General features: G+C 60.3%; 22 protein-coding genes and 1 riboswitch. Of the genes, 13 read left to right on the forward strand and 9 right to left on the reverse strand.

The window, feature by feature from the left end:
- Positions 1 to 14: 14 nt before the first annotated feature.
- On the forward strand, positions 15 to 200 hold the full coding sequence (rpmF, locus tag QD461_RS05160) for a 50S ribosomal protein L32 (RefSeq protein ID WP_003543812.1): 186 nt from the start codon (positions 15 to 17) through the stop codon (positions 198 to 200).
- 132 nt (positions 201 to 332) lie between these two features.
- Here the strand turns inward: rpmF and phaR are convergent, their stop codons facing one another.
- Positions 333 to 905: a polyhydroxyalkanoate synthesis repressor PhaR gene (gene phaR / locus QD461_RS05165; RefSeq protein WP_414086750.1), complete on the reverse strand. Its 573-nt coding sequence runs from the start codon at positions 903 to 905 to the stop codon at positions 333 to 335.
- Between the two features lie 241 nt (positions 906 to 1,146).
- Between phaR and QD461_RS05170 the strand changes: the two genes are divergently transcribed.
- A complete protein-coding gene (locus QD461_RS05170; RefSeq protein ID WP_414086751.1) occupies positions 1,147 to 2,328 on the forward strand; it encodes an acetyl-CoA C-acetyltransferase in 1,182 nt (393 codons plus the stop codon).
- A 102-nt stretch (positions 2,329 to 2,430) separates the two neighbouring features.
- A complete protein-coding gene (locus tag QD461_RS05175) occupies positions 2,431 to 3,156 on the forward strand; it encodes a beta-ketoacyl-ACP reductase (protein WP_414086752.1) in 726 nt (241 codons plus the stop codon).
- 37 nt (positions 3,157 to 3,193) lie between these two features.
- Here the strand turns inward: QD461_RS05175 and QD461_RS05180 are convergent, their stop codons facing one another.
- From QD461_RS05180 to QD461_RS05190, 3 genes are all read right to left on the reverse strand, one after another.
- A complete protein-coding gene (locus tag QD461_RS05180; protein ID WP_414086753.1) occupies positions 3,194 to 3,367 on the reverse strand; it encodes a hypothetical protein in 174 nt (57 codons plus the stop codon).
- 259 nt (positions 3,368 to 3,626) lie between these two features.
- On the reverse strand, positions 3,627 to 3,884 hold the full coding sequence (locus QD461_RS05185) for a YMGG-like glycine zipper-containing protein (RefSeq protein WP_184705035.1): 258 nt from the start codon (positions 3,882 to 3,884) through the stop codon (positions 3,627 to 3,629).
- A 44-nt stretch (positions 3,885 to 3,928) separates the two neighbouring features.
- The gene (locus tag QD461_RS05190; protein WP_184704651.1) at positions 3,929 to 4,084 is read right to left on the reverse strand and encodes a DUF3309 family protein; all 156 of its coding nucleotides are present in this window, start codon (positions 4,082 to 4,084) and stop codon (positions 3,929 to 3,931) included.
- Positions 4,085 to 5,375: 1,291 nt separating this feature from the next.
- On the opposite strand from QD461_RS05190, the gene QD461_RS05195 reads away from it, so the two are divergent.
- From QD461_RS05195 to QD461_RS05215, 5 genes are all read left to right on the forward strand, one after another.
- Entirely contained in the window at positions 5,376 to 8,513 is a 3,138-nt protein-coding gene (locus tag QD461_RS05195; protein ID WP_414086755.1) for a helicase-related protein, read from the forward strand.
- Positions 8,514 to 8,516: 3 nt separating this feature from the next.
- Positions 8,517 to 8,921, forward strand: a complete 405-nt coding sequence (locus QD461_RS05200) for an RNA-binding S4 domain-containing protein (RefSeq protein WP_414086756.1) — start codon at positions 8,517 to 8,519, stop codon at positions 8,919 to 8,921.
- Positions 8,922 to 9,128: 207 nt separating this feature from the next.
- Entirely contained in the window at positions 9,129 to 9,467 is a 339-nt protein-coding gene (fdxA, locus tag QD461_RS05205; protein WP_004127002.1) for a ferredoxin FdxA, read from the forward strand.
- Positions 9,468 to 9,864: 397 nt separating this feature from the next.
- Positions 9,865 to 10,437 (forward strand): CarD family transcriptional regulator, encoded by a 573-nt coding sequence (locus QD461_RS05210; protein WP_414086757.1) that lies wholly within the window; start codon positions 9,865 to 9,867, stop codon positions 10,435 to 10,437.
- A 407-nt stretch (positions 10,438 to 10,844) separates the two neighbouring features.
- Positions 10,845 to 11,708, forward strand: a complete 864-nt coding sequence (locus QD461_RS05215; protein ID WP_414086758.1) for an RNA polymerase factor sigma-32 — start codon at positions 10,845 to 10,847, stop codon at positions 11,706 to 11,708.
- Between the two features lie 135 nt (positions 11,709 to 11,843).
- Here the strand turns inward: QD461_RS05215 and QD461_RS05220 are convergent, their stop codons facing one another.
- From QD461_RS05220 to QD461_RS05240, 5 genes are all read right to left on the reverse strand, one after another.
- Positions 11,844 to 13,268, reverse strand: coding sequence for a M48 family metalloprotease (locus QD461_RS05220; protein WP_414087067.1), 1,425 nt, complete (start codon positions 13,266 to 13,268; stop codon positions 11,844 to 11,846).
- A 377-nt stretch (positions 13,269 to 13,645) separates the two neighbouring features.
- On the reverse strand, positions 13,646 to 14,374 hold the full coding sequence (locus tag QD461_RS05225; protein WP_414086759.1) for an ATP-binding cassette domain-containing protein: 729 nt from the start codon (positions 14,372 to 14,374) through the stop codon (positions 13,646 to 13,648).
- Positions 14,367 to 16,004 (reverse strand): thiamine/thiamine pyrophosphate ABC transporter permease ThiP, encoded by a 1,638-nt coding sequence (gene thiP / locus QD461_RS05230; protein ID WP_414086760.1) that lies wholly within the window; start codon positions 16,002 to 16,004, stop codon positions 14,367 to 14,369. The genes QD461_RS05225 and thiP overlap by 8 nt, the downstream gene beginning before the upstream one ends.
- A gap of 10 nt (positions 16,005 to 16,014) precedes the next feature.
- Positions 16,015 to 17,043, reverse strand: coding sequence for a thiamine ABC transporter substrate binding subunit (gene thiB, locus QD461_RS05235; protein WP_414086761.1), 1,029 nt, complete (start codon positions 17,041 to 17,043; stop codon positions 16,015 to 16,017).
- Positions 17,044 to 17,093: 50 nt separating this feature from the next.
- A riboswitch (TPP riboswitch) is annotated at positions 17,094 to 17,210 on the reverse strand.
- 70 nt (positions 17,211 to 17,280) lie between these two features.
- Positions 17,281 to 18,816, reverse strand: a complete 1,536-nt coding sequence (locus QD461_RS05240; RefSeq protein WP_414086762.1) for an MDR family MFS transporter — start codon at positions 18,814 to 18,816, stop codon at positions 17,281 to 17,283.
- A 166-nt stretch (positions 18,817 to 18,982) separates the two neighbouring features.
- Here QD461_RS05240 and QD461_RS05245 point away from each other — a divergent pair, with 166 nt between their 5' ends.
- From QD461_RS05245 to QD461_RS05265, 5 genes are all read left to right on the forward strand, one after another.
- Positions 18,983 to 19,510, forward strand: a complete 528-nt coding sequence (locus tag QD461_RS05245; RefSeq protein ID WP_414086763.1) for a MarR family winged helix-turn-helix transcriptional regulator — start codon at positions 18,983 to 18,985, stop codon at positions 19,508 to 19,510.
- Positions 19,511 to 19,583: 73 nt separating this feature from the next.
- The gene (locus tag QD461_RS05250; protein ID WP_414086764.1) at positions 19,584 to 20,237 is read left to right on the forward strand and encodes a thiamine diphosphokinase; all 654 of its coding nucleotides are present in this window, start codon (positions 19,584 to 19,586) and stop codon (positions 20,235 to 20,237) included.
- A gap of 2 nt (positions 20,238 to 20,239) precedes the next feature.
- Positions 20,240 to 22,069 carry an ABC-F family ATP-binding cassette domain-containing protein gene (locus QD461_RS05255; protein ID WP_414086765.1) on the forward strand — a complete coding sequence of 610 codons (1,830 nt, stop codon included), beginning with the start codon at positions 20,240 to 20,242 and terminating at the stop codon, positions 22,067 to 22,069.
- A 315-nt stretch (positions 22,070 to 22,384) separates the two neighbouring features.
- On the forward strand, positions 22,385 to 23,566 hold the full coding sequence (locus tag QD461_RS05260) for an efflux RND transporter periplasmic adaptor subunit (RefSeq protein ID WP_414086766.1): 1,182 nt from the start codon (positions 22,385 to 22,387) through the stop codon (positions 23,564 to 23,566).
- Entirely contained in the window at positions 23,563 to 26,742 is a 3,180-nt protein-coding gene (locus QD461_RS05265; protein ID WP_414086767.1) for an efflux RND transporter permease subunit, read from the forward strand. Before QD461_RS05260 ends, QD461_RS05265 begins: the two co-directional genes overlap by 4 nt.
- Positions 26,743 to 26,803 lie beyond the last annotated feature (61 nt).

Genomic DNA, 26,803 nt, shown 5'->3' on the forward strand with positions numbered 1-26,803 from the left:
ATGGAGTAACGAGAATGGCTGTACCGAAGAGAAAAACGAGCCCGTCCAAGCGCGGTATGCGCCGCTCTGCTGACGCCCTGAAGGCTCCGACCTACGTCGAAGACAAGAACTCCGGCGAACTGCGTCGTCCGCACCACATCGACCTGAAGACCGGCATGTATCGCGGCCGTCAGGTTCTGACGCCGAAGGAAAGCGCATAATTTCAGCGCTGCCTCGATGGCATGAATAAAAAAGGCTGGCGTTTCGCCGGCCTTTTTGTTTGCGGATTGTGATTTCGCCAGTCCGAAAAGCCTTGGTGGCGCTCGCATCCACCATGGATGCGAGGTCTGATCTTAAAGGCTATCCAGCTTGCTCTGCATGGCGCGGAGCTGTTCTTTCAGCTCGTCGATGTCCTTGGCTTCGGCCTTGCGGGTTTCCTTGGCCGGCGGCTTCATGAAGGGCGAGAACATCTGCATGGCCTGCTGGAACATCTCGGTGTTGCGGCGAACCTGTTCCTCGACCATCTGCATCGGCAGTTGCAGGTTCTTGCCAAGCGGCGTTTCGCCGAAGGCGCGGTTCATCTGCTCGCGCATCTGCGTCTGCTGCTCGGTGAAAGCGCGCATGGAATGCTCGAGGAAGCTCGGCACGACCATCTGCATCTGATCGCCGTAATAGCCGATCAACTGCCGCAGGAAGGAAATAGGCAGCAGCGTGTTGCCGGTCTTCGATTCCTGCTCAAAAATAATCTGCGTCAGGACCGAATGGGTGATGTCTTCACCGCTCTTGGCATCCTGGACGGTAAACTCTTCGCCCTTCTTCACCATCTCCGCCAGGTCGTCCAGCGTCACGTAGGTGCTGGTGCCGGTATTGTATAGGCGGCGATTGGCGTATTTCTTGATTACGATCTGGCCGTCATTCTTCGCCATTATCAGTCTCCTGGCCCCGTCTGATTGTATGGAATGCTCCTCCACCGCTGAGTGTAGACGCAAAAGAAGCTTGGTGACAATCGCTTTGTGCGATGCGGCAAGCCCTTTCCTTTGATTGGATTTTTTGCGGGCAATGACGGCTTCATGAAATCTGCATGCCGGAAATTCTTGCAGTTTGACTCCGGCGCAAAGCTTTGACAGTTTCGCCTCATATACACGTTCATCCTGTGAGGAGGCTTCCATGAGCAGTTCATCCATCGTTGTCGCCAGCGCGGCCCGTACAGCCGTCGGCTCCTTCAACGGCGCGTTTGCGGCCGTTCCGGCTCATGAGCTTGGCGCCACGGCGATCAAGGGCGCGCTGGAACGGGCGGGCGTCGAGGCAAAGGAAGTCGACGAAGTGATCCTCGGCCAGGTGCTGCAGGCCGGCGAAGGCCAGAACCCGGCCCGGCAGGCAGCCATGAAGGCCGGCATTCCGCAGGAAGCGACCGCCTGGGGCGTCAACCAGCTTTGCGGTTCGGGCCTGCGCGCCGTCGCGCTCGGCATGCAGCAGATCCTGACCGGCGATGCCAAGATCATCGTCGCCGGCGGCCAGGAATCSATGTCGATGGCRCCGCAYGCCGCTMATCTSCGYGCCGGCACGAAGATGGGCGACATGAAGATGATCGACACCATGATCAAGGAYGGCCTGACGGAYGCCTTCTACGGCTACCACATGGGCATCACGGCGGAAAACGTYGCCCGCCAGTGGCAGCTTTCCCGCGAGGAGCAGGAYCAGTTCGCCGTTTCCTCGCAGAACAAGGCGGAAGCCGCCCAGAAGGCAGGGCGCTTCAAGGATGAGATCGTTCCCTTCACCATCCAGACGCGCAAGGGCGACGTAACCGTCGATGCTGACGAGTATATCCGTCATGGCGCGACGCTGGACGGCATGGTGAAGCTGCGCCCGGCCTTCGACAAAGAAGGCACGGTGACCGCCGGCAATGCATCGGGTCTTAATGATGGCGCTGCAGCCACCGTGCTGATGACTGAGGCGGAAGCCTCGCGCCGTGGCATCCAGCCGCTCGCGCGCATCGTCTCCTGGGCAACGGCCGGCGTCGATCCGCAGATCATGGGTACAGGCCCCATTCCGGCATCCCGCAGGGCTCTGGAAAAGGCCGGCTGGTCCGTTGGCGATCTCGATCTCGTCGAGGCCAACGAAGCCTTTGCTGCCCAGGCTTGTGCCGTCAACAAGGATCTCGGCTGGGATACGTCGATCGTCAACGTCAATGGCGGCGCCATCGCCATCGGTCATCCGATCGGCGCGTCCGGCGCGCGCGTTCTCAACACGCTGCTGTTCGAAATGAAGCGCCGCGGCGCCCGCAAGGGACTTGCAACGCTGTGCATCGGCGGCGGCATGGGTGTCGCCATGTGCTTCGAGGCACTTTGACGCCTCGAAGCAGGATTTTCTATCGGAATCGGTGAAGAGAGGCGGAGCGGGCGACCTCGCGATCGGTTGTCACGTCTCCGTCGCAACAAAGGGGAGTGGCACATGAGCAGAGTGGTATTGGTAACCGGTGGAACGCGCGGTATCGGAGCGGCCATTTCGATGGCGCTCCACAACGCCGGCTACAAGGTTGCGGCGACCTATGCCGGCAACGAGGAAAAAGCTCATGCTTTCCACGAGGTCACGGGGATTTCCGTCTATCGGTGGGATGTGGCCGATTACGAGGCTTGCGGCAAGGGGATCGCCAAGGTCGAGCACGATCTCGGCCACGTCGACATCCTAGTCAACAATGCCGGCATTACGCGCGATGCCATGTTCCACAAGATGACGCCGCAGCAATGGCATGAGGTTGTCAACACCAACCTCAACGGCCTGTTCAACATGACCCACCATGTCTGGCAGGGCATGCGCGATCGCAGTTTTGGCCGCGTGATCAATATTTCGTCGATCAACGGTCAGAAAGGGCAGATGGGGCAGGCCAATTATTCCGCCGCCAAGGCCGGAGACCTCGGCTTCACCAAGGCGCTTGCGCAAGAGGGTGCTGCCAAGAATATCACGGTAAACGCCATTTGCCCTGGCTATATCGCGACGGAGATGGTGCTTGCCGTGCCGGAAAAGGTACTGAACGAGCGCATCATTCCCCAAATTCCGGTCGGACGGCTGGGTGAGCCAGAGGAAATCGCACGCATTGTGGTTTTCCTCGCCAGCGACGATGCCGGTTTCATCACCGGATCGACCATCACCGCAAATGGCGGACAGTTTTTCGTCTAAGCGGTTTTTCGACGGGATTGCCGGGTTAACCCGGCAATCATCCGCGGCCCGAACCGGCCGATTGCCGTTGTCGCGGCTTGAATTCCAGGATGACAGCTTCGATTGCCACTCGCCGTTTCTCCTTGCCGCGCGTTCTTGCGGCGGAGCCGAGCGCGTAAAAGGTTGTGCCGACGAATAGGAGTGCTGCAATGCTTGCGATAATTGCGGCCATAACGCCGTTCCTTTCTCAAAACACTGCTATTTCTCTCCCCGCAGCCGGTTGGTGCGGGAAGAGGATGATGTTGGCCAAGCGGCGCTACGATCTTTAAAATTGGCTTCGTGCGCTCCAGGCTTTTGATTTTGCGCATGTCGTTGCGGCAAAAACGCCGCATACTTTGCGCAGCATGCCCGAGCTTGTTTCGCGCCACTGTCTTGCGGCGCTGACATCATGACCGGCCGACCGCAAGGCAGCCGGTCATAAGACGTTCGTCTTAGCGGCAACGAGCCTCGTAGCGGCGGCCGTAGCGATCGCGATAGATGCAGTAGCCGCGGCGATCTTCGGACTGTCCGATGAGGTTGCCGACGAGGCCACCGGCGACTGCGCCGACCGCCGCACCACCCCAGCTATGCGTGGCGACGCCGCCAATCAAGGCGCCGGTACCGGCGCCGATGGCCGTGCCCTTTTCCGTTGCGGTGCACGATGCCAGTGCGCCGACGAGGGCGATAGCGGCAATGATCTTTTTCATGATGTTAGCTCCCTGGTGTTTCGAGGTTTTCAACGATGATCTGCGGATCAGATCCGCCCCATCAATAGCAGAATAAGGACAATGACGAGAACAAGCCCGAGACCACCCGACGGGCCGTACCCCCAAGCGCGGCTGTAACCCCAGCTAGGAAGTGCGCCAACCAGCAGCAGAATCAGTATTATGAGCAATATCGTACCAAGCATGATATGTCTCCTCCATGTCCGCCGCTGAAGTATCCCCGGCAGCACAAAGCCATCCAGCGACTTGCTTCAGCGTCTCGGCCAGATCCACTCGCAGGAAGTGCGACCGGAGTTTGCGGCATTTCTGCTGTAGAAACTTATTTCCTCGAAAATTGTTCCGGCTCAGAAATAAAAATACTCGCTGCCGACCGCTTCCATGGTCGGCAAAACATTAACGCGCGGGCACGGATTGGCCGAGACCTCTGCGGCATGTGAGTTAACTCTATGGTTAAAATATGATTAAAATACAATTGGTTGCGGTGAACGAAACGAGAAAGGGCCGACGTCTGCGATTCGTCGGTGATTCGTTCTGCATTTGGGCTTTGGTTAAAATCGAAGCCGTCTGGGCCGGAGTTTAGCTCCCAAGCCAGTGTGCGAATGAAGGCGTGGCATCGGCCAATCGGCACCGCGGATAGTCGCCGAAAAGTAGAGATCGGTCATTTCAATCGCTAACGGCGGCACATCGTCAGCTGCCTGCTGCCAATCGCAGTTCTTCATGTCGCGACGCCATCGGTCCGTTGCCACCATATATAGCCGTGAACAAATGAAATACGCGCATGAATCAATGATTCGTCGCCGATTCGTTCCGGCTTTGATCGAAGCGTTAATATGAACATCTTTTGGTTGCATGCGCCGATTTTTATATTTGTACTCGCTGAAAGATTAATCGCAATCCAGGATTCGGCACGATTCGCAGCTTCAACCCTTCAGAGTCCTGTGTGAATCCGGCGGAGAGGCACCATATATGGTGTAGAACAAAGGCGGAATCGGCCGGAATCGCCGATTCGTCGCTGATTCGTTCAGGCTTTGACCCGAATCTTAATGAGGAGGTCACCGATGAGGAAATAGCTATTATTTACAGATCTTTAACCACGAATTCATTCGAGTTTCGGCCTGCCTCAGACTCTCCGCTTGACTCATCTTGCCGGGAAGAGGGTGGTAAAAATGTGATTCAGCATTTGGTGGGACTCTAGCAATCGAAATCCATATATAGTAGAGAACGCATGAAGAACATCGCTGAGTCACCGATTCGTCTCCGATTCGTTCTCAGGCTGTTCCGGAATCGCCGGGACTCGCATTGGCTGCAAGGGTAATGTAGCTTTTGGTTGAATTTGCTCGTTGTGAAATCGAATGTTGCGGCAGTTGTTTTTTCATTCAGGTCTTGCCTTTGTCACATATGGTCGTCATCTCTTCCTTTCTTCCAAGAGGAGCTTGCTGATCGGAAGACGGTAGTTTCTCGCCCATGCACGGACCAATGACCAAAAATTTGCAGCCTATGATCCTGAGCGGACGCGGCGTAACCGCGGTGCTCGGACCGACCAATACCGGCAAGACCCATTATGCCATCGAGCGTATGGTGGCGCACGGCAGCGGCGTTATCGGCCTGCCGCTGCGGCTGCTGGCGCGCGAGGTTTATACGCGCGTGGTCGAAAAGGTCGGGGCGCAGCATGTGGCGCTGGTGACGGGTGAAGAGAAGATATCGCCGCCCAACGCGCGCTATTCGGTCTGCACGGTGGAGGCCATGCCGCGTGAGACGCGTGCCTCCTTCGTTGCTATCGACGAAGTGCAGCTGGCGGGCGACCTTGAGCGTGGTCACATCTTCACGGACCGTATCCTGCATCTGCGCGGTCGGGACGAGACATTGCTGCTCGGTGCAGGCACCATGCGGCCGATTCTTGAGCAGCTGCTGCCCGGGATCACCGTTCTTGAGCGGCCGCGGCTTTCGCACCTTTTCTATGCCGGGCAAAAGAAGATCACACGTCTGCCGCAGCGTACCGCGATCGTCGCCTTTTCCGCCGACGAAGTTTACGCGATCGCCGAGCTCATTCGCCGCCAGCGCGGCGGCGCCGCCGTGGTGCTAGGCGCGCTCAGCCCGCGCACCCGCAACGCTCAGGTCGCGCTCTATCAGGCCGGCGACGTCGAATATCTGGTCGCGACCGATGCGATCGGCATGGGCCTCAACCTCGATGTCGATCATGTCGCCTTTGCTCAGGATCGCAAATTCGACGGCTATCAGTTTCGCAATCTCAATCCGGGCGAGCTCGGCCAGATCGCCGGCCGTGCCGGCCGTCATCTCAAGGACGGCACTTTCGGCGTGACCGGCCAGGTCGATCCTTTCGACGACGAACTGGTGCGCCGGATCGAAGGGCACGAGTTCGATACGGTAAAGGTGTTGCAGTGGCGCACCAAGGATTTCGATTTCTCCTCAATTGCCGCATTGCGCGCCAGTCTGGAAGACGCGCCACGCGTGCAGGGCTTGACGCGGGCGCTGCCTGCGGTAGACCAGCAGGCGTTGGAATATTTGTCACGCGATCTGGAGATTGTCGATCTTGCCAACAACCCGGCCCGGGTTGAGAAATTATGGGAGGCCTGTGCGCTTCCGGACTACCGGCGCATTACGCCTGCCCAGCATGCCGATCTCATCGCCACCCTCTTTTCCGATCTTGTCCGCTATGGCACGGTGAAAGAGGATTTCCTCGCCGAACAGGTGCATCGCGCCGATCGGACAGATGGCGAGATCGACACGCTTTCGGCGCGAATCGCGCAGATAAGGACTTGGACCTATGTGTCGAATCGGCCCGGCTGGCTTGCCGATCCGACACACTGGCAAGAAAAGACGCGGGAAATCGAGGATCGATTGTCCGACGCGTTACATGAGAGGTTGACGAAACGCTTTGTTGATCGCAGGACATCTGTGCTCATGAAGCGCCTGAGAGAGAATGCGATGCTGGAAGCTGAAATCAGTGTGAATGGGGATGTCTTCGTCGAAGGACATCATGTGGGACAGTTGACCGGATTCCGGTTCACGCCTATCTCGGGAACCGAGGGGCCGGACGCCAAGGCTGTCCAGGCTGCCTCGCTGAAGGCGCTCGCGCTGGAATTCGAGGCGCGTGCCGCCCGTATGCACGCGGCTGGCAACGGCGATCTTGCGATCAGTGCCGATGGCCTGGTGCGCTGGCTCGGCGACCCTGTGGCGCGCCTGTCGGGCAGCGATCACATCATGCGTCCGCGCGTCATCCTGCTCGCCGACGAGCAGCTGACGGGCAATGCGCGTGATCATGTCGCCGCGCGTATCGAGCGTTTTGTGAATCATCACATCAGCACGATCCTGAAGCCGCTGGACGATCTTCAGCGCGCAGAAGACCTGCAGGGTCTGGCCAAGGGCCTTGCTTTCCAGCTGGTGGAAAATCTCGGCGTTCTGTTCCGCCGTGACGTTACCGAAGAGGTAAAGTCGCTGGATCAGGATGGACGCGCCTCCATGCGTCGCTACGGCGTTCGCTTCGGCGCCTACCATATTTTCGTGCCCGCACTGCTGAAGCCGGCTCCGGCCGAGCTCATCACTTTGCTCTGGGCATTGAAGAACGACGGTCTCGACAAGCCGGGCTATGGCGATCTGATCCCCGTATTGGCCGCAGGCCGCACGTCTGTCGTCACGGATCCGAGCTACGAGCGCATGTTCTACAAGCTCGCGGGCTTCCGGTTCCTCGGCAAGCGTGCGGTGCGCATCGATATTCTCGAGCGCCTGGCGGACCTGATCCGTCCGCTGCTGCAGTGGAAGCCCGGCCAGGCTTCGCGCCCGGAAGGTGCCTATGACGGCCGCCGATTCACGACGACCACGGCGATGCTCTCCATCCTCGGCGCAACGCTGGAAGACATGGAAGAGATCCTCAAGGGTCTCGGCTATCGTGCCGATGCCGTGAAGCCGGAGGAGGCAGCTGCTTTCCTGGCGCAGCAGGATGCGAGCGCCGCGCCGGCACCGGTGGCGGAAGCGGCTGGCGAGAATGCTGACCATGACGATGCCGACGCGGCTGGCGAAGAGCCGGCTAAGGAGGCCGAAATCGTTGCGCAGGAAGTAGCTCCGGCTGCCGAAGCTGCCCCGGTTGAAGCCGTTGCAGTTTCGGAAGCTGTGGCTCCCGATGCCGTTGCCGCCGAAGCTGTCGAGCCGAAGCCGGTTCTGCTTTGGCGTCTTGGCGGGCGCAGCGATCAGCAGCAGCGTCAGGGCGGCCGTGGTCACGGCGATCGTCGTGGCCAGCAGGGCGAAGGCCGCGGCCATCAAGGCAATCGTCGCGCTGGCGGCGAGCAAGCAAGCGGCGAAGGCAACCGCGAGGGTCGTGATCGTCGCGACGGGCGCGAGGCTCGCAGCGGTGACAAGGGTCCGCGTGGCAACAATCGCGAGGGCGGCCGTCCGCAGCAGCAAGGCGGGCGTGGCGAGCGTAACGATCGTCAGGAGCGTGGCGACCGGAACGATCGCAACAATCGGAACGACCGCAACAGCCGCGGCGCATCGCAGCCTTTGCGCTTCGAAGCAAAGCCGCCGCGCAAGGAAAAGCCGATCGATCCGGATTCTCCGTTCGCAAAGCTCGCTGCCCTCAAGGAGCAGATGAAGAAATAGGCCATGAAGGACGAGAAGCAGCCATTTTCCGGTTCGCGCCAGCGCATCGACAAATGGCTCTTCTTTGCCCGGATGGTGAAATCCCGCTCGCTGGCCCAGCTGTATGTGCAGAATGGCAGCGTGCGGGTGAATGGCGAACGCGTCGTTCAGCCAAGCTACAATTTAAAGGTCGGCGACCGTATAGAGCTCTCGCTGGAGCGTCGCGACATCATCCTGATCGTGCGGGCAGCCGGTGAGCGCAGAGGGCCTTTCGAGGAAGCCAAGCTGCTCTATGACGACCTGACGCCACCGCCGAGTGAGACAAAACACCTCACCCCCTTCGAGCAGGCACAGCGGGCTCCGGGCAGCGGCAGGCCGACCAAACGCGACCGACGTGCAATCGATCGCCTGATCTCGGACGATGATTAGAAAACTCTGTCTGTCGCTGGCGGTTTTGGAGATTGTTTGTCCTTGAAATTGGCTGACAAAGTCGATACCTCACGATCAACCTGCCGGTAACCAAGCCGGACGGCGAGTCTGCGCATCGCGCATTCGTCTGCTCGTTCGGCTCCGTGGAAAGGCGCGACGTTCCAGGTTGCGCAGCTGCGGAAGCTAGAGACATTCCTGGAGTGCTTCATGACATATGTCGTGACCGACAATTGCATCCGCTGCAAGTATACCGATTGCGTAGAAGTCTGCCCTGTCGACTGCTTCTACGAGGGTGAGAATTTCCTCGTCATCCATCCCGACGAATGCATCGATTGCGGCGTCTGCGAACCGGAATGTCCGGCGGAGGCTATCAAGCCCGATACTGAGCCTGGCCTCGATAAGTGGCTGAAAATCAATGCCGAATATGCATCCATCTGGCCGAATATCACGGTCAAGCGTGACGCGCTTCCGGAAGCCAAGGAGATGGACGGCGAGCAGGGCAAGTTCGAGAAATATTTCTCGACCAATCCCGGCGCCGGCGATTGATCAGGGGCGGTGACAGGCCGCCCATAAAGGTGTAGTCGATATTGCACGGAGCGAATCACCACGGCTGAGCCGCATGGTGGTCAACGTGGCCATTTTGGCGCGCGTGAAGCAAATTATTGATTTCCTCAGATTTTTGTGATAGCTTGCTCATACTGATCCACAGCGGCATTTCGCATGCCCAAAACCATCACGAAAGCAAATAGCCAATCCGTACGCGGTTTCCCTGCCATATCAACGTTTTGTGTGTCGGGTCTGGGGTCGCGATGGATGGGTTAGTGTTTGCATGAGTCTGGCTGGACCAGGATGAAGTCCTTGACGGTGCTTCCGTCTCATCCGGGCCTGACTGACCCGGCCCCGGCCCTTAACCCGGGCGCGTAACAGGGAGTTTTTGAAAAGAATGACGACCCAGCAGAAAAAACCTTCAGCAGCACGCCATGGCTTCAAGACTGGTGAAGCGATCGTTTATCCGGCCCACGGTGTCGGTACGATCACTGCGATCGAAGAGCAGGAAGTTGCGGGCATGAAGCTCGAGCTGTTCGTAATCGACTTCGAGAAAGACAAGATGCGTCTGAAGGTGCCGGTAGCCAAGGCCATGAGCATCGGTATGCGCAAGCTTTCCGAGACGGATTTCGTCGATCGTGCATTGAAGGTCGTGCAGGGCAAGGCCCGCGTGAAGCGCACCATGTGGTCGCGCCGCGCTCAGGAATATGATGCCAAGATCAATTCCGGCGATCTGATCTCGATCGCGGAAGTGGTTCGCGACCTCTATCGCGCCGAGAACCAGCCGGAACAGTCCTATTCCGAACGTCAGCTTTATGAGGCTGCGCTTGATCGCATGGCGCGCGAAATTGCCGCCGTCAACAAGATGTCGGAAACGGAAGCTGTCCGCCTTGTCGAGACCAATCTCAACAAGGGTCCGAAGCGTGGCAAGGTCATCGAGGACGACGATTCCCAGGACGAAGCCGCATAAGGCCAAGGCGCCCTATACCACTTTTAAAAACCCGGCCTTCGCGCCGGGTTTTTTCTTTGGAACCTTTTTCGTACTGCCGCGTTTTAACCTCGTGTTGGCGGTTGGTGTGGGTGTTCTCCGGTAGGGGAATTTCCAGGCAGGCCGCTTCATGAATGTTCACGAGGACCGGCCTATGCGTTTTCATCCGAAGCTCCCCGGCGATCTGAAGATGCTTCAATCGTCAGACCCGTTCGATGAGATCGAACTAGACTAGTCATCGATCATCCGGCGCGCCGGAGATCGGTCTCCAATTTCGCATTTCACTCAATTGATTTTCATCCGAACAGCGATGTCCGGAAACGATGACTGCTGCCCTTCTCGTCGACCGCGGCATAGAGACGATTTGAGGCCGAACCTAGGAGATGCATATGACGAATATGTCTGCAGATCGGCGAATGATCAAAGTTGCGATGGCTGCTCCCTATCTCGATCGCGACGAAGAACATGACCTTGCCATACGCTGGAAGGACCATGAGGATCGCGGCGCCCGCAATCAGATCGCAACCGCCCATATGCGCCTTGTCATTTCGATGGCGGGCAAGTTTCGCAATTTCGGCTTGCCGATGAGCGATCTCGTACAAGAGGGCTATGTAGGTCTGTTGGAAGCGGCGGCAAGGTTTGAGCCGGAGCGGGAAGTGCGTTTCTCGACCTATGCCAGCTGGTGGATCCGGGCGTCGATTCAGGATTATATCCTGCGCAACTGGTCGATCGTTCGCGGTGGCACGAGCTCGGCGCAGAAAGCGCTGTTCTTCAATCTCCGCCGCCTGCGCGCGAAGCTGGCGCGAAGCGATTCGAACGTCACCGTCCAGGCCATCCATGAGGAAATCGCCGTGACGCTCGGCGTCAGCCTCGCCGATGTGCAGACGATGGATGCGCGTCTTTCCGGCAGCGACACGTCGCTGCAGGCGCCGTCGATATCAGGCGATTCCGAAAGCGCCGAGCGTATCGATTTCCTGATCAGCGACGAGCCGCTTCCGGACGAGCAGGTGTCCGACATGATCGATGGCGAACGTCGCCGTGTCTGGCTCGCATCGGCGCTGAAGCATCTCAATGAGCGTGAAATGAAGATCATCCGTGCTCGCCGCCTTGTCGAAGACGGGGCGACGCTAGAGGAGCTTGGTGCTGATCTCGGCATCTCCAAGGAGCGCGTCCGACAGATCGAAAGCCGTGCGATGGACAAGCTTCGCTGCGCCTTAGTCGATGCCGATCCGCGCATGGCGAGCTACGCCTGACAGCGACCTTCTCCCGGCTGGGAGAAGGTAATGCCCCTACAGCCTTTCCGTTTTTCTGCGAAACGCGAAAATGTGCTCTCTTGCGGCTACGCAATTTCGGGCGGACAACCGCTTCGCCCTTTTCCGGGAGTTGCTCTATTCGGCGATAATCTTGACCTTGTCGCCCGGTGCGATGCTTGCGCCGGTGGGCAGGGCATTGATCAATTTGAACAGGTCAAGCTTGCGGTCGGTGCCCATCATGCGGGCGGCAAGCGTGGTGATCGTATCACCGGGCTTGACGGTGACGACGCGCACGCGGAGCGGCTTTAGCGATGCTGCCTCGTCCGGCGTCATGTGCCGGAAGCTCGCGCGCAGCACATTGGCCGTCTGATCCAACTGGGCAATATTTCCCTTCGGAACTGCCGTCAGGAAGCGGAAGATCTGTGTGCGGTCGCGGATCACGGTGACGTCGAAGTCCCAGCGATCGGCAGAGGCGCGCGCGGTCGCTGCCGGCATGCCGTTGACGGTGATCGACTTGATCGACGTGGGATCGAGGCCCGTCACCCAACCGCTGGAAATATAGTTCGTCAGATTCTGGTTCTGCGTATCGGCTACACCATCGAAACGGATGGCGATGTCGCCCGGGCCGGTCGCCATGACGGCTTCGACCTTGTTGTCGATGCGAAAGTCGGGCGGTACGTCGAAGCGGATGCCGAGACCGCCATGCAGGAATGTTTGGCCGCGCACATAGCCTTCTTCAGGACTGTCGCCATAGAGCAGGCCATCAATGCCGCTCAGATAGTAGCCGCGCCCGGTGTCGCCAACTTTGCCTTCCTCGCCGAATTGGCGGGCATGCGCCTTGGCAAGGTCGATGCGCTGTGGCGTGCTTGGATGGCTCGACAAGAAGTCCAGGCTCTGATCGGCGTCGGAATTGGCCGTCATGAAGCGGCTGTAGTCTTCCATGGCATTGAGGAAGCGCGCAGCGGCGTAGGGGTCGTAGCCGGCTTGGCCGAGCGTGCGGATACCGATCTCGTCCGCCTGCAGTTCCTGCTGGCGCGAGAACGCGGCGAGACGCAGCTTGCCGCGGGCAAGCGCCTGCTTGCCGGCAAGATCGCTCGACAGAACTTCGGCAACGACGCGGCTGGCAATGACTTCAGCCTCTTCGCGCTTCTGCCGTTCGATGCCGTGGTTGGCCGTGACGTGCGCCATTTCGTGTGACAGGACAGCCGCGACTTCGGACGCGTCGTTGGCCAAGGCCAGCAGGCCGCGCGTCACGTAAAGATAGCCGCCCGGCAGCGCGAAGGCGTTGATCGACGGCGAATTGAGAATGGTGATGCGGTAGGACTGCTGCGGGTTCTCCGACACGCTGGTCAAGGCGCCGGCAATGCGGGCAACGAGGCGCTCCGTCTTGGCGTCCTTATACTCGCCGCCGTAGCTTGCGAGAATCCGCGGATGCTCGCGGGCACCCATTTGCGCGCGCGGGTCGTTCTTCTGTACCTCGGAAACGATCTGCGGGTTGGCCGAAGGCGAAACGCTCGGCTGATACGACTGATCCATAACAGTTTGGCAGCTGTTCAGCATCGCAGCGGCGACAAGGAGAGGCGCTAGGCGGCGCAAACGGGCTGCGACGGTCGCTCTGATCCTTCGTTCTGCTCGTTCGCTCTGCTTGTTTACCAGTGTCTCACTCATTTCGCTGCCATGCCGGCTCGGCGCCAAATCCGGTTGATCGTGACCGGGCGGATCATCGTCGCGCGCCGATAAAGGTTGCCTTTACCCCATCGATCCGCATTTGCCCGGACGGTCTCCACCCTTTGCTGTAGCCGATTTTGGCACCGGTTGCATAGCGAGACTCCGTTTAAATGTGGCAGCGTTGTATTTTAGCAAGCATTTCCCCGGACTTTCAGCCGCTCGGCGCGACGAAATTAAGGCAAAGCCCGTGGCATAATGCTGCGTCGCACTTAATGGCGGAGAAATGTTGTAAGTGCCGGGATGTCGGCAGTGTTTAGAAACGCCTCGATCGGGGCGGAAAGTGCGATTTTGCCGCCGTCGATAAAGACAGCATGGTCGGCAAGGCGCCGTACCTCCGCAGGATCGTGCGAGACGATCAGCACCGTATTGCGGGTTTCCCGGTGCAGGGTTTTCAGCAATTCAACCATGCCGGAGCGCAGTCCGGGATCGAGTGCTGCGAAGGGTTCGTCCAGGAGCAGGATCGGCTTGTCGCGCACCAATGCTCTGGCGAAAGCGGCACGCTGGCGTTCGCCGCCCGATAGGGTTCCAGGTTTGCGACGTTCGAAACCGGCCAGCCCGACGCGCGCAAGTGCCTCCGAGACCTTCTGCCGGTCCTGTGCGGAGAGCTTCAGTGAAGGGTTGATGCCCAGGCCGACATTGGTGAAAAGGTCGAGATGGGCAAAGAGATTGTTGTCCTGGAAGACGAGCGATACCGGCCGCTCGGCGGGATGCTTGCCGGTCACGTCCTGTCCGGCAAGGAGAACGCGGCCGCGATCGGGTTGTTCGAAGCCGGCCAAGAGATTGAGGAAGGTCGATTTGCCCGCCCCGGAAGGTCCGGCAACCGCAATGATCCTGCTTTGCGGCAATGCGCAATCGAAGCGGAAGTCATGCGTCCCGAGCCGCAATTCGACGCCTGTCATCGCGATGCTGCGTTCGATCATGTCGCTGCCGTCAGTCATTTTGCTTGCCTTCACCGTCGCGAGCGCCCTGGCCCGCCGTGCCTGCGATGGTGAGGAGAAAGCATACCATGCCGAGGATCAGGGCATATCCATCGGCGTCGTTGGTGCGGTAGCTGCCAAGCTTGCTGTAAACCAGCCAGGGCAGGGTCATCAGGCTGCTGGAGCCGAAGAGGGCCACGGCGCCGAGATCGCCGAGCGAAAGTGCCATGGCGAAGGAGAGCGCGGTGAAGAGGGGCTTGCGAAGGCCGGGCCAATCAATGAGCCAGAGTCGCGTTACGCCCTGAAGGCCAAGGCTTGCAGCCAGCCGCGCGGTGCGCCGCCGATGAACGGCATAGGCCGGCTCCAATACCCGGATAACGAAGGGAAGCGCCATCAGCGCGTTGATGATGACGATCAGGACTGCGGCGAATCGGCTGGGGTCGCCGAGCGGGCGGAGTGCCAGGAACCAGCCGGTCGCCAGCACGATCGGCGGAACGAGCAGAATGAGCGACGAGGCTCCCGTCAGGGTGGCCGCAAGGCTGCGCAGGCTCCACGATTTTTTGCGATCTGCTGAGATCACCGAGCGGGCATGAATGATGGCAAACGATATCACGACGGCCAAAAGCCCGGCGGCAAGCGCGATTCCGAGGCTGGTTATGGCTGCCTGCAGAAAGATCGCCTGACCGGCGAGCCTGAGAAGATTGCCCTCGAGACCGGCGACAATGACGGATGCGAGCGGCAGGCCGATAAAGAGAGCGGCGGCAAGCAGCATGGCGGCATCGGCCCATCGGGCGCCGCGCAGTTGCCCGTCGATGCGCCGCAGGGCGCGGCCACTCGTCAGCCCGTGGTCGTCCGCCGAGGGAAACAGCGTCATCGCTCCGAGGACCATCGCTGTGACGACGATCTGCAGCAGCGACAGCATCACGGCGCGGCCAGGATCGAAATCGAAACGCAACGCCTGATAGATCGCCACTTCCAGTGTCGTTGCAGCCGGGCCGCCGCCGAGGGTTAGCACCAGTGTGAAGCTGGTAGCGCAGAGCATGAAGATCAGGCCGGCAATGCCGGGGATGAGGCCGCGCAGCACAGGCCATTCGATAAAGCGGAATACGGAATGTGGTTTCATGCCGAGGCCGCCGGCCACCAGCCAATATTCCGCCGGCACGCGCTCCAACCCAGCCAGCATCAGCCGGCAGGCGAGCGGCATGTTGAAGAAGACATGCGCCAGCAGAATGCCGGGCAAGCCATAGATGCTGACGGGCTGCGACAAGCCGAGGGCGGCAAGCGCCTGATTGAGCAGGCCCTGCCGGCCCCATATGCCAAGCAGGCCGAGCGCGCCAATCAGCACCGGCAGGCCCATGGGTACGGCCATCAGCCGGATCAGCCAAAGACGGCCGGGAAAGTGCGGTTGGCGCGCAAGCGCCCGGGCGACCGGTATGGCAAGGGCGACGGAAAGCAATGTCGATAGGATCGCCTGCAGCAGTGTGAACCGCAGCACGCGCAGCAGGTAGGGGTCGGTCAATGGGTTGTCGCCGCCGGATTCGATACCGGCGGCAAGCAGGATTGCCACGGCGATCCCAACGAAAAGCGCTATGCCAGCGAGGCCGAGCGCCCCAGCGGAAATGGCGCGCCTTCGTTCGGATGCCGTGAGCATGGTCGCGATATCAGTTGCCGCTGGTGGCTGTCAGCCACTCGTCGATCCAGGCCTTGCGGTTCTTTTCGACGACATCGGGGCTGATGAGGAAGGTCTTTGACGGCACGACGAGCTTGCCGAAGGCGTCTGGCAGCGGCGTCGAGGTGGCCGAGACCGGCATCATCCAGTTGCTTGTTGGGATGATGTCCTGGAAGCCCGGAGAGACCATGAACTTCAGGAAGTCGTGGGCAAGGTCCTTATTGGGCGACGATTTGATGAGGCCGGCGACCTCGATCTGGATGTAATGCCCTTCGGAGAAGCTGGCGGCCTGATAGCGGTCGGTCTTTTCCTCGATCATGTGGTAGGCCGGCGATGTCGTATAGGAGAGCACCATCGGCGCTTCGCCCTTGGTGAAGAGGTCGTAGGCTTCCGACCAGCCGGGCGTTACCGTCAGGATGCGGCCCTTGAGCTTTGCCCAGGCATCGGCTGATTTATCGCCATAGATCGATTTTACCCAGAGCAGCAGGCCGAGGCCGGGCGTCGAGGTGCGGGGATCCTCGATGACGATCTTCTGCTTGGGATCGCCCTCGACGAGATCTTTCATGCTCTTAGGCGGATTCTTGATTGTCTGTGTGTCGTAGATGACGGCGAAATGGCCGTAGTCATAGGGCACGAAGATATCGTTCTTGAAGTCGCCGGGAACCTTGAGTGCCGAGGTATCGACACCGCTTGCGTCGAAAAGGCCGGTGTCCTTGGCTTCGTCGACGAGGTTGGTGTCGAGGCCGAGGACGACGTCGGCCTTGGTGCCGGCGCCTTCGAGCTTCAGGCGGGAGAGAAGCGCAACGCCATCGGTGACACTGACGTAATTGACCGTGCAGCCGCAGGTCTTTTCGAAGGCGACTTTGATCTTCGGGCCGGGACCCCATTCGGACGTGAAGCTCTCATAGGTATAGATGGTCAGCGTCTTGTCGGCCGCAGCTGCGGGCTGGACGGCGAAAAACGTCGTTCCGGCGGCGAGCGCCAGGCCGGTGATGAATGACAATAGCGAACGGTCGTGCATGGCAGCGCCTCCTCTTTGGTTTCGTCTTGAAGGGGAAAAGGGCGCTATGATTTCGTCACGCGTCTAATCCCTCCGCCGGTGTTAGCCGGATCAGGTTCCGCGGGTTGGCCGGTGAAAGCCTCTCAGCCAGATATCCGATAGGACACAAGGCACCCCGTTAGAGCGTCGGCAGATTTAGCCCTGTGACGAAGGGATGACAAGGGAAATGATTCCCTTGTCGATTGCAGCATGGAAGACCTACTCGGCAGCTTCTGCGACGGCGGCGCTTTCCTGTGCCTTGCTGGCGCCGGGAAGCTGCACGTTTTTCAGCGTAAGAGAGGTCAGCAGGCCGAGCAGGCAGATGCCGGCAGCGGTCATGAAAAGCGGGCTGAAGGCGCCCGCATAGGCGTTGGCGACGGCTTCGCGGGTTGCCTCGGGCAAGGCGGCCATCATCTTCGGAGTCAGCTGCTCGATATCGGACACACCGGATATCGAAACGCCGATATTGCCAAGCTTTGCGGCAATGATGGCGCCGTAGATCGAGATGGCGATCGAGGCGCCGCCCATGCGCGAGAGCGTGACGGCGCCGGTCGCAGCGCCGACGTCGCGGGCCGCTGCCGCGTTCTGCACGCCGATGACGGGCACCTGCTGGGCAAGACCGATGCCGATGCCATGCAGCAGCATCAAGGCACCGATGACGGTGATCGGCGTTCCGGCATGGACGAAGGCGAGCGATGCAAAGGCGATGGTACTGCAGGTGGCGCTTGCGACCGCGAAGGGCTTGTAGCGTCCCCTTGCTGCGATCAGCCGGCCGGCAGACAGGGAGCCGCAGACGAGGCCGCCGGTCAGAAGAATGAACAACAATCCGGTCATCGAGGGCGAAAGGCCGGTCGTGGTCTGCAGGAACAGCGCGAAGTAGTTGACCATGCCGATGGCGACGGCGCCGCTAGTGATCGAGATTACCAGAAGCCGGCCGAATGTCGGATTGCGGAAGAGCGACATGGGGACGATCGGCTCCGGAGCGCGGCGCTCGATGAAGACCCAGGTGACCGCGCAGAGGACGCCGAAAGCGATGATGCCGAGGCATTGCGGCGACAAGAGCGATCCGAAAAGCTCGCTGCCGTCAGCGGCAAGCACGATGCTTGTCGTCGTCAAGGCAAGGACGATCGCGCCGGCATAATCGATCTTCGGTCGGCGGGCCGGCTTGCGGTAGGGCAGCATGGTGGCAAGGCCCGCCAGCACGATGAAGCCGATCGGCACATTGACGAGGAAGATCGAGCGCCAGCCGAACAGATCGCTCATCGTGCCGCCAAGGACCGGGCCGACGGCGCCGGAGGCCATCAGCACGAGGCTGGAATAGCTCTGGTAGCGGGCGCGCTCGCGCGGCTCGAAGAGATCGGCGTTGACGGCGAAGATCGAGACCATGATGCCGCCGCCGCCGAAGCCCTRCAGCACGCGGGCGGCGATCAGCGTGTTCATRGAAACCGCAAGGCCGCAGACGGCGGAGCCGATCGTGAAGATTGCGATCGCTGTCATCATCACATATTTGCGGCCGAAGAGATCGCCGAGCTTGCCGTAGACGGGCATGACGGCGGAAAGGGAGAGGAGATAGGCCGATCCGATCCAGCCGAAGCGTTCGAGATGGCCGAATTCGCCGACGATCGTCGGGAGCGCCGTCGATACGATCTGGTTGTCGAGCGTCGCCATGAACATGGCGGTCATCAGGAACAGGAAGAGAATAAGCCGACGTCTATGGTCCGCCACGAGCGGCGCGAACTTTGTCTGCATGTCCATGGGGCAAGAAATCCGAGCTTGGCCGGAACGTTGCGCTATCGAGCGAATGCGCGGGACGCCCAGTCTTCATGGTTGAAACATATGTGCTATTAGCATATAATTGTCAATGGCAGGTGAATGCCATTTGCATGTTTTGTTTCCTCTCAACCTCTGCTATGGTGGAAGGATGACATCTGCGACGAATACACGTGAAGTTGAAGCCCAGACGCCGGCCGAAGACGAGAAGTTCCAGCGCATCGGCCAGGCGATGATGCGCATGCGTTTGCTCACAGGCCGCCGCATGATCGGCAGGCTTGCCATTCAGCATGTTGCGCCTGGGCTCGAGCTATCGCATCTCGATGTGCTCGATGTCGTGCGGCGTGCGGAAGGGACCGGGGAGGTGACCGTCGGCACGATCGCCGAGCTGCTGCGCATCGATCCCTCCCGGGCGAGCCGCATCGTTGCCGACATGGTGGCCCGCGGTGTTTTGCGCCGCAAGGCATCGCAGGCGGATGCCCGGCGCATCGTCGTCGTGCTCACCGCACTCGGGCAGCGCCTGCTGTCGGAGATCCAGGTGCAGAAGTATTCCGTTATCAGCAGCATTTTCGCCGATTGGTCCCCAGAGGATATCGAAAGCTTTTCGCTGCTGTTTGATCGTTATGTCAGCGGCTATGAACGCATTTTCCAGGCGAACTTGAGTGAAACCGCCGACTGATCGGCCCCAGCGGGCTGTTCTGGCGAATGGCGCTCTTCCCTAGGTGTAGGACTTTGCGCTATGGGCTTGACCCATGAACCAGTCCACCACATTCACCATTCTGCTTGGCGGCGAGCTTCGTCTGACGGACCGGCTGCGGACGGCCGTTTCCGGTAGTCGTTTCATTGCCGCCGATGGCGGCATGCGCCATGCCATTGCGCTTGGAGCCGAGCCGGAACTATGGGTCGGTGATTTCGATTCCACGCCAGCGGATCTGCTTGCAGCATTTCCGGACGTGACGAAGCAGCCCTATCCGGCGGCGAAAGCGGCAACCGATGGCGAGATTGCCGTATCGGAAGCGATCAACCGCGGCGCCGTGAGGCTGATCCTCGCCGGCGCCATGGGCGGCGAGCGTTCGGATCATGCGATCCAGCATCTGCTCTATGGTCTGCAGCTTGCCGAAAAGGGCTTCGATGTGCTGCTGACTTCGGGCGACGAGGAGGCCGTGCCGCTGCCACCGGGTAAACTGGAGCTGGATCTGCCGGCCGGCTCGCTGTTTTCGGTGCTCGGTTTCAGCGATCTCACGGGCCTTTTCATCGAAAATGCCCGTTATCCCTTGCGCGACTTCCATCTGCCCTTCGGCGGGTCGCGCACCATTTCCAATGTGGCGGAAGGCGCAGTTCGCTTTTCGCTCGGCAGCGGCAGGGCGATCGTTCTTGCCCGCCCTTATGATCTCAGCGGAGTCTGATCTTGGCCCCTCCTATTCTGAAACTCGACGACATCTTCCTGAGCTTTGGCGGCGCGCCTCTTCTGGCTGGCGCCGGCCTGCAGGTCGAGCCGGGTGACAAGATCTGCCTGGTCGGACGCAATGGTTCCGGCAAGTCGACGCTTCTGAAGATTGCTGCCGGCATCGTTGAAGCGCAGTCGGGTGAGGTGTTTCGTCATCCGTCGTCGACCGTGCGCTATCTCGAACAGGCGCCGGATTTCGCCGGTTACAAGACCGTGGCGGCCTATGCCGAAGCAGGCCTCGGACCCGGCGACGATCCCTATCGAGTCACCTATCTCCTCTCGCATCTCGGCCTGACCGGCGAGGAAGATCCCAAGAACCTCTCGGGCGGCGAGGCACGTCGCGCGGCTCTGGCGCGCGTCATGGCGCCGGAGCCGGATATCCTGCTGCTCGACGAGCCGACGAACCATCTCGACCTGCCGACCATCGAATGGCTGGAAGGCGAGCTGCAGAAGAGCCGCAGCGCGCTCGTGCTGATCTCGCATGACCGTCGTTTTCTTGAGAAGGTCTCGACAGCGACCGTATGGCTCGACCGCGGCACGTCGCGCCGGCTGGACAGAGGCTTTGGTCATTTCGAAGCCTGGCGCGACCAAGTGCTCGAGGCAGAGGAGCTGGAACAGCACAAGCTCGGCAAGCAGATCGAACGCGAAGAGCACTGGCTGCGCTACGGCGTGACCGCCCGACGCAAGCGCAATATGCGCCGTCTTGGCGAATTGCAGGACATGCGCTCGCGCCATCGCGGTCACAAGGGCGCGCTGGGCACGGTGCAGGCGGCGGCGTCCGATGCGCAGGAAAGCGGCAAGCTGGTGATCGAGGCGGACAAGATCACCAAGACCTATGGCGATCGCGCCATCGTCACGCCGTTCTCGATCCGCGTGCATCGCGGTGATTGCATCGGTCTTGTCGGCCCGAACGGCGCCGGCAAGACGACGCTTTTGAAGATGCTGACCGGCCAGCTGGAGCCTGACAGCGGCATGGTGAAACTCGGCACCAACCTGGAGATCGCCACGCTCGACCAGAAGCGCGAGGAGTTGAACCCGGAAGACACGCTCGCCAACTACCTGACCGACGGTCGCGGCGAGAACCTCCTCGTCAATGGCGAGCAGCGGCATGTTACCGGCTACATGAAGGAATTCCTGTTCCAACCGGAACAGGCGCGCACGCCGATCAAGAATCTCTCCGGCGGCGAGCGCGCCCGGCTGATGTTGGCGCGCATCCTGTCGCGGCCGACCAATCTTCTGATCCTCGACGAACCGACGAACGACCTCGACATCGAGACGCTCGATCTGCTGCAGGAAATCGTCTCCGGTTTTTCCGGCACGGTCATCCTCGTCAGCCACGACCGCGATTTTCTCGACCGCACCGTGACCTCGACGATCGCGCCGGCCAATCCGGAAGATCCCGATGGCCGCTGGATCGAATATGCCGGCGGCTATTCCGATATGCTTGCACAGCGCAAGGGCGCGATCGAAGAGCGCAAGCGCGCTGAAAAGGCAGCCGAGAAGCCGAAGGCTGCGGAAGCGTCATCATCGTCCGGCGACGCCTCGAAAGGCAAGAACAAGCTCTCTTACAAGCAGAAGTTTGCCCTCGAAAACCTGCCCAAGGAAATGGCCAAGGCGGAAGCCGAGATCGCTGCGCGCGAAAAGAAGATGGCCGATCCGAACCTCTTCACCAAGGATCCCGCCACCTTCAACCGTCTTGCGGCCGAGATGGAAAAGCTGCGTGAGAACCTGACCAAGATGGAAGAGGAATGGCTGGAGCTTGAAATGCTGCGCGAGGAGCTGGAGGGCTGAGGCGTAGCCAGCTCATCCTATGCGGGTCCATCTACATCAAGAAAAACAAGTGGTTGCGCTCGGCTGCAGCTGCTTCATTCCCTGTTGTCGAATCCGATAAACCGTTTATACATTAAGGCATGTTGCCGGACAAAGCGCCGGTTGATACCCCCGGGCCGGCGTGGCCCGTGGCGCATGTTGGGGAAGTTCGAAGCGACTTGATTGGAGTTTCGCAGCCAAAGCGAACGGGTCCTTCGTTAAAATTTGCAGGCAAATATCTTGGACGCTTAACGCGGCGGTGGATCTTGCTGTCCGCGGTTTTTCGAGGGGGCCTTCATGCCAGTGCTGCCGCGTGCCATTTTGTTCAGCTGTCTCATAGCCGCTTTCTCGGGAGCCCAGGTTTTGGCGCAAAGCGCGCCGCCGGCTCCGCCCGTAACTGTCGCCAAACCCGTCGTTCGCGATGTCATCGATAGCGATGAATTCATCGGCCGCTTTCAGGCTGTCGATGAAGTTTCCGTGCGCTCGCGCGTCGGCGGTTATCTGCAGGAGGTGCATTTCAAGGATGGCACCTTGGTCAAGCAGGGCGACCTGCTCTTCGTCATCGATCAGCGACCCTTCATCACGACGCTGAATGAATCGACCGCCTCGTTGGAGGTGGCGAAATCGTCGCTTACGCTTGCCGATGCTCAGTACAAGCGGGCGGAATCCCTCTCGACCACGGGCAGCCAGTCGGCCTCGACGCTGGACGACCGTCGTCGCGATCTTCTCGCCGCACAGGCGAATGTGCGTGGCGCGCAGGCAGCCGTCGATCGCGCCAATCTCGATATGGACTTTACCCGCATCACTGCGCCACTAAGCGGCCGTATCGACCGGCGTCTCATTTCGGTCGGCAATCTCGTGCAGGCCGATCAGACGGCGCTGACGACCATCGTGTCGCTCGATCCCATCGATTTCTATTTCGATGTCGACGAACGCCGGCTGCTCTCCTACGCCGATGAAGCCCGCAAGAACGGCAGCGCCTTGCAGCAGGGCGGCGGCGGGCTCGATGTGACGGTGACGATCGCCGATCCCAAGCAGAAGCCGTTCAAGGGCAAGCTGGATTTCGCCGAAAACCGCGTCGATAACGAAACGGGGACGATCCGCGTTCGCGCCCGCTTCCCGAACCCCGATCTCATCCTTCAGCCCGGCCTTTTCGGGCGCGTGCAGGTGCAGGGATCCAACACCTACAAGGCAATCCTCGTTCCGGACGAAGCCATTGGCTCGGATCAGAACCAGCGCGTGGTTTACACCGTCGACACCGCCGGCACTATCACGCCGAAATCCGTTCGCCTCGGGCCGAAACTCTACGGCTATCGCGTCATTCGTGACGGCATGACCGGCGACGAAACCATCATCGTCAACGGACTGATGCGGATCCGGCCGGGCGTCAAGGTTGCGCCGCAGCTGATCGAATTGCCGCAGCAGGCGACGAACGATGAGCCGCCGGCACAGGCCGATACACAGGGGACGGATCAATGAGGTTCTCCCATTTTTTCGTCGACCGGCCGATTTTCGCATCGGTGCTGTCAATCGTGCTGCTGATCGTCGGCGGCATCGCCTATTTCCAGCTTCCGGTGGCGCAATATCCCGAGGTTGCGCCTCCCACTATCGTTATTCGTACCTCCTATCCCGGTGCTGATGCACAGACCATTGCCGATACGGTGGCGACGCCGATCGAACAGGAAGTCAACGGCGTCGAGGACATGCTTTATATGTCCTCCTATTCCAGTGCCGACGGCTCGATGTCGTTGACGATCACCTTCAAGCTCGGCACCGATCTCGACAAGGCGCAGGTCCTGGTACAAAACCGCGTGGCTATCGCCGAGCCACGCCTGCCTGATGAAGTCCGCCGTATCGGTATCACCACGGTCAAGAGCTCGCCCGATCTGATGATGGTCGTGCACCTGCTCTCGCCGAACAATCGCTACGACCAGCTCTATATTTCCAACTACGCCCGCACGCGCCTCCGCGACGTCCTAGTCCGTCTTGACGGCGTGGGCGACGTGCAGCTTTTCGGCGAGCGGCAATATTCGCTGCGTATCTGGCTCGATCCGCAAAAGCTTGCCGCCTACGGCATGACCGCAGGCGATATCGTTCAGGCGCTTCGGGACCAGAACGTGCAGGTTTCGGGCGGCACGATCGGCGGCCCGCCCGTCTCCGGCACCAACGCTTTCCAATATACGGTGACGACGCAAGGGCGCTTTTCCGATGCGCGGCAATTCCGCTACGTCATCGTCAAGGCGACCGGAAATGGCCGTCTCGTGCAGCTGCAGGACGTCGCCCGCATCGAACTCGGCGCGCAGGACTACGTCACCAACAGCTATCTGAACGGCAGTCCGGCGGTCGCACTCGGCGTCTTTGCCCGGCCGGGCACCAATGCGCTCGATGCTGCCGCCGATATCCAGAAGACTATGCAGAGCCTGTCGCAGGATTTTCCGCAGGGGCTGGAATACCGCATCATCTACAACCCCACAGACTTTATCGCCGAATCGATCCACGAGGTCTACAAGACCATCTTCGAGGCGGCTGTTCTCGTTGCCATCGTCGTACTGGTCTTCCTGCAGTCCTGGCGGACGGCGATCATTCCGATCATTGCCATTCCGGTTTCGCTGATCGGCACCTTCGCTTTCCTTCTCGCCTTCGGCTTCTCGCTGAACATGCTGACGCTGTTTGGTCTGGTGCTGGCCATCGGTATCGTCGTCGACGACGCCATCGTCGTGGTCGAGAATGTCGAGCGCAACCTCGCACTCGGCATGACGCCGAAAGAAGCGTCGCATGTGACGATGAACGAGGTGGGCACCGCCGTTCTGGCGATCTCGCTCGTGCTCATTGCGGTCTTTCTGCCGACGGCCTTCATTCCGGGGATCACGGGGCAATTCTACCGGCAGTTTGCCGTGACGATCTCGGTTGCGACGGCGATCTCGTGTCTGAATTCGCTGACGCTATCGCCCGCCATCGCCGCGATCGTGTTGCGCCCGCACGACCACAAGAAGTCGAACAACATCTTCTCGCGTTTCGGCCGTGCCCTCGGCGATGGGTTCAATCGCGGCTTCGAGCGCATGAGCAGCGGCTATTCCTGGATCGTGCGCCACATGGTCACGACATGGACGGCGCTTGCCTGCGCGCTTCTTGTCTTTGCCGCGCTCCTCGCCGGCACCTGGTACATGGGCAGGATCGTGCCGCAGGGCTTCGTTCCAACAATGGACCAGGGCTATGCCATCGTCGTCGTGCAGCTGCCTGACGGCGCGTCGCTGGCGCGCACCAATGCCGTGATCCAGAAGGCGACCGCGATCATCAACAAGACGCCGGGCGTCGAGAATGCCGTGGCCTTTGCCGGTTTCAATGGCGCCACCTTTACCAACGCCTCGAATTCCGGTGTCATCTTCACGCCGTTCAAGCCTTTTGAAGAGCGTTTGAAATCAGGGGATTCGGCCAGCAAGATCATCGGTGCGCTCTACGGCAGCCTTCAGGGCATCCAGGAAGCCTTCATCATCGCCATTCCACCGCCCTCGATCCGCGGCGTCGGCAATTCCGGTGGCTTCAAAATGCAGATCATGGACCGGGAAAATGCGGATATGCGCCGTGTTCTGCCGCTCGCCTATCAGATGATGGGCGTTGCTGCGCAGAATAAGGGTGTGAGCGGCGTCTTCACGACCTTCTCCGCCAACAGCCCGCAATATTTCCTGGCGATCGATCGCGACAAGGCACGTGCGCTCAACGTACCGATCCCGAATATCTTCGAAACCCTGTCGATCAACCTCGGCACGTCCTACGTCAACGACTTCAATGCCTTCGGCCGCGTCTATCAGGTGCGGGCCCAGGCCGATCAGCAGTATCGTATGGATCGCGACGATATTCTGGCGCTGAAGGTGCGCTCGGCGACGGGCGCGCTGGTGCCGCTCGGCACTTTGGTCGACATTCGAGACACCACCGGGCCGGCGCTGGTGCAGCGCTACAACATGTATGTCTCGGTTCCCGTTCAGGGCAATCCGGGACCGGGCGTGTCTACCGGTTCGGCCCTCGACATCATGGAAGGCATAGCAAAGAACCTGCTGCCGGCGGGCACGACCTTCGAGTGGACGGAACTTGCCTATCAGGAGAAGCATACCGGCAATACGGCGATCTACATCTTCGCGCTGTCGGTGATCTTCGTCTTTCTGGCCCTGTCGGCGCAGTATGAAAGCTGGATCTTACCGCTCGCCATCATCCTCATCGTGCCGCTCGCCGTACTTGCGGCGTTGATCGGCGTGCATCTGAGAGGGATGGATAACAACATCCTCACGCAGATAGGGCTCATCGTGCTGATCGGCCTTGCGGCCAAGAACGCGATCCTGATCGTCGAGTTTGCTCGGCAGGCACAGGCTGAGGGAAAGAGTGCGGTGGAGGCGGCGATCGAAGCCAGTCACTTGCGCCTGCGCCCGATCCTGATGACGGCGTTTGCTTTCATCTTCGGCGTCGTGCCGCTGATGATCGCCACCGGCCCGGGTGCCGAAATGCGCCAGTCGCTCGGCACGGCCGTCTTCTCCGGCATGCTTGGCGTGACGCTGTTCGGCCTGTTTCTGACACCGGTGTTCTATGTCGTGCTGCGCCGGCGGCGCAAGCAGGCGGAAACTGCTGCAGAAGAGCCGTTGGCGAACGACGCGGCGGCACAATAACGGCGATTGAGGCGGTTCGGCGTTTCACGGGAATCACTCGACTGCTCCCATCGGTCGCCCA

Source organism: Rhizobium sp. BR 314, from assembly GCF_047445805.1.
Classification (GTDB): domain Bacteria; phylum Pseudomonadota; class Alphaproteobacteria; order Rhizobiales; family Rhizobiaceae; genus Rhizobium; species Rhizobium lusitanum_B.